This window comes from Rhodococcus sp. NPDC019050 (assembly GCF_055664235.1).
The window spans coordinates 1-3,342 of record NZ_JBVOON010000040.1; the positions used below are offsets into that span (position 1 = coordinate 1).

The 3,342-nt window shown below is 63.5% G+C and carries 5 protein-coding genes; all 5 read left to right on the forward strand.

All coding sequences use genetic code 11. The features are described 5' to 3' along the window. A partial coding sequence (locus AC0B44_RS21135; RefSeq protein ID WP_471904687.1) for an SRPBCC family protein occupies positions 1 to 504 on the forward strand: 504 nt, incomplete at its 5' end. Beyond that, on the forward strand, positions 488 to 811 hold the full coding sequence (locus tag AC0B44_RS21140; RefSeq protein WP_471904688.1) for a hypothetical protein: 324 nt from the start codon (positions 488 to 490) through the stop codon (positions 809 to 811). The genes AC0B44_RS21135 and AC0B44_RS21140, both read left to right, overlap by 17 nt. 266 nt (positions 812 to 1,077) lie before the next feature. Further along, entirely contained in the window at positions 1,078 to 2,370 is a 1,293-nt protein-coding gene (locus tag AC0B44_RS21145) for a cytochrome P450 (protein WP_471904689.1), read from the forward strand. Further along, positions 2,367 to 2,555, forward strand: coding sequence for a ferredoxin (locus AC0B44_RS21150; RefSeq protein ID WP_378529152.1), 189 nt, complete (start codon positions 2,367 to 2,369; stop codon positions 2,553 to 2,555). The genes AC0B44_RS21145 and AC0B44_RS21150 overlap by 4 nt, the downstream gene beginning before the upstream one ends. Before the next feature lie 165 nt (positions 2,556 to 2,720). Then, positions 2,721 to 3,032: a DUF1330 domain-containing protein gene (locus tag AC0B44_RS21155; protein WP_471904690.1), complete on the forward strand. Its 312-nt coding sequence runs from the start codon at positions 2,721 to 2,723 to the stop codon at positions 3,030 to 3,032. Positions 3,033 to 3,342 lie beyond the last annotated feature (310 nt).

Genomic DNA, 3,342 nt, shown 5'->3' on the forward strand with positions numbered 1-3,342 from the left:
TGGGGCGGCATGGCACCGCCGAAAGACCTCAATATGGTCAAGCCCATCGAACGCGTTCTGCGCTCAGGCCTGTTCGGACCCTGGGACAAGCCCGACATCGAGGGCCTCGACGAACTGCCCAAGGCACTCAACCCCGCCAACTTCCACAGCTGGGGCCAGGACAGCTTCGAGTTCTTCCCCAACATGACCCTGCTCATCTGGGAGCCGGGCTGGTACCTGACCTACAACTACTGGCCCACCGCCGTCGACAAGCACATCTTCGAAGCCAGCCTGTACTTCGTCCCCCCGAAGAACGCCCGCGAACGCCTCGCCCAGGAACTCGCCGCGGTCACCTTCAAGGAATACGCCCTCCAGGACGCCAACACCCTCGAAGCCACCCAAACCATGATCGGCACCCGCGCAGTGACCGAATTCCCCCTCTGCGACCAGGAAATGCTCCTGCGCCACCTCCACAAAACCGTCGCAGACTACGTCAAGGAGCACCGCGATGCCGCTGCCAACTGAGTTCTCCGACCTCGAGCCCTACGCCGACTGGGCCCTGGCCACCGAACCCGAGCGCTACGCCAAACGCCTCGCCTCGACCATGCCCGAAATGCAGCAGTTCTACGACGCCGCCTTCACCCGCCTCGAAGACGCCATCACCTACTGCGACAAATTCGACCTCGACGACCTGCCCGACGACGCCCGCAGCCTCATGCACCTGATGCAATCACTGGTCATGGTGTCCTTCCCCATCGAAGTCTGGAAACAACCCCGCGTCCCCGACAGCGGCGCCGCCTGGGCCACCATCACCAAAGAACCGGTGATCTGACCCTTCGCCCATGCCTACAAGCCCGCATCCGTGTACCGACCCTCATCGGGTCGGGATACGGATGCGGGCGTTGTTGTTCACCACAAATACTTGTGGCCTAACTGGTCCTCTATCACAAAGTCCGAAATGTACGTTAGCTCCGGAATTTCGGAGTCAAGATCAACATGGTTGGATGTGGACCAGATCCTGGTCGGCTACCCGTCTTCCCGACAGTGGCCCCGGTTCCTCGCACCCCCGCAGCTCCACTTCTTCTGAGAGGAAGAAACATGACCGAACTCGAGAAGCTGAACTTCTTCACCGACCCCTCCCTCGTGGGCGATCCGAGCCCGTACTACGACGCGATGCGGGAAAGTTGCCCGGTCAAGCGCGAGCCGCACCACAACGTCATGATGGTCACCGGATACGAGGAAGCCATCCAGGTCCTGAACGACGAAAAGACCTTCTCTTCGTGCATCTCGGTGGCGGGCCCGTACTCGGGATTCCCCCTCCCCACCGACAGCGACGACATCACGGACCTGATCGAAGAGACGCGTCCCAAGCTGCCCATGAACGACCAGCTGCCGACGATGGATCCGCCGCAGCATACCGACCATCGCGCCCTGCTGATGCGCCTGATCACCCCGAAGCGCCTCAAGGAGAACGAAGAGTTCATCTGGCGCCTGGCCGACAAGCTGCTCGACGACCTCCTTGCCAAGGGCTCGGGCGAGGTCATCAGCGAGTTCGCCGCCCCGTTCGCCATGCTCGTGATCGCCGACCTGCTCGGCGTCCCGGAGAGCGACCACCAGGAATTCATCGAGGGCCTCAACCTGGTGATGAAGGACGGCATCTCGATCGGCAGCACGCAGGGTACCGAGCTCAAGCTCAACCCCATGGAGTTCCTCTACCAGAAGTTCGGTGCCTACATCGAGGACCGGCGGGCGAACCCGCAGGACGACGTCCTGACCGGTCTTGCCACCGCTACCTTCCCGGACGGCACGCTTCCGCCGGTCGACGACGTCCTCCGCATCGCCGCGAACGTGTTCTCCGCGGGCCAGGAGACCACGGTCCGCCTGGTGAGCTCCGGGCTCCGCATCCTCGCCGAGGACCCCGAACTCCAGCAGACCCTGCGTGAAGACCCCGAGCGGATCAACAACTTCATCGAGGAGACGCTGCGCTTGGAGAGCCCGATCAAGGGCGACTTCCGGCTCTCCAAGGTTCCGACCGAGGTCGGCGGTGTCGAGGTCCCGGCCGGCACGATCATGATGCTCGTGAACGGTGCCGCCAACCGCGACCCCCGCCAGTTCTCCGAGCCGGCCGAGTTCGATCTCGACCGTCGCAACGCGCGTACCCATATCGCTTTCGGTCGCGGCATCCACGCGTGCCCGGGCGCCCCGCTCGCTCGCACCGAGGCGCGCGTCGGCTTCGAGCGACTGCTCGAGCGGACCAGCAAGATCGCCATCTCGGAGAAGGTGCACGGTCCCGAGGGCGACCGCAAGTTCGACTACCTGCCCACGTTCATCCTCCGCGGCCTGATGACGCTGCACCTGGACTTCGCGCTCGCGGAAGCCGACGCGAAGTGAAGGTTTCCGTCGACGACGACTCCTGCCGCGGCCACGGGGTCTGTCTTGCTCTCTGCCCCGAGGTGTTCGATCTCAGCGACGGCGGGTACGCCGTGACCCTCGTGTCGGAAGTTCCTTCCGAGCACGAGGATTCGGTGCGCGAAGCTGCGGCGAGTTGCCCCGAACGCGCCATCACGATCACCTGATCCACTCGACTCGACGATAGGCGTCGGTCCGGACCGTAAGGTCCGGGCCGACGCCTTTTCTGTTTCCGAGGCGCATCCCTACACCAAAGTTGTTGCCTCCCTTGCGCGGACGGAAAAGGTTTGATTCCCTTCGGGATACTGCCCGAAAACTCGACGAGGAGAGTCATGCCCAAGGGATACGTCGTTCTCACCGAAGCCATCAAAGATCCCGAGGGAATGAGCGCCTACAGCGCAGCCTCCGCCCCTTCGCTCGGCCGGAACGGTGCGTCCGTGCTCTCCGTGGATGCCCGGCCGACAATCCTGGAGGGTGAGTGGCACGGCGACCGAACGGTCGTGCTCGAGTTCGAATCCGTCGAGGCGGCGCAGGCGTGGTACGACTCGGAGGAGTACCAGGCGGCGGTTCCTCTGCGCCACGCCGCAGCAGATACCAACGCGGTGATCCTGCAGGGCTTCGAGATGCCGGCCCGCCCGGCCTGAACGGCTGCCCCACCCCACTTCCTGCGTACGTAGGCCCGGACCTCTCGGTCCGGGCCTACTGCTTTCTGCCGTCGCCGGATCGACCCGTTGACGCGGTACCGGTTGTGTGAAAATCTAATGTTCATGAATGAGAGCGTCATTCTCATTCGAGAGATCACACAGCGGGTGCGATCGGGTTCCGGGTTGCGGACAGATGGTTCCGCACACGGTGACAAGTTCGAAGACGAAAGGTAGAAAGCCTTGCCCCACTTCACCAAACCGGCCGAGGGAAGCTGGACCGAGCACTATCCCGAACTCGGTACCGCCCCCG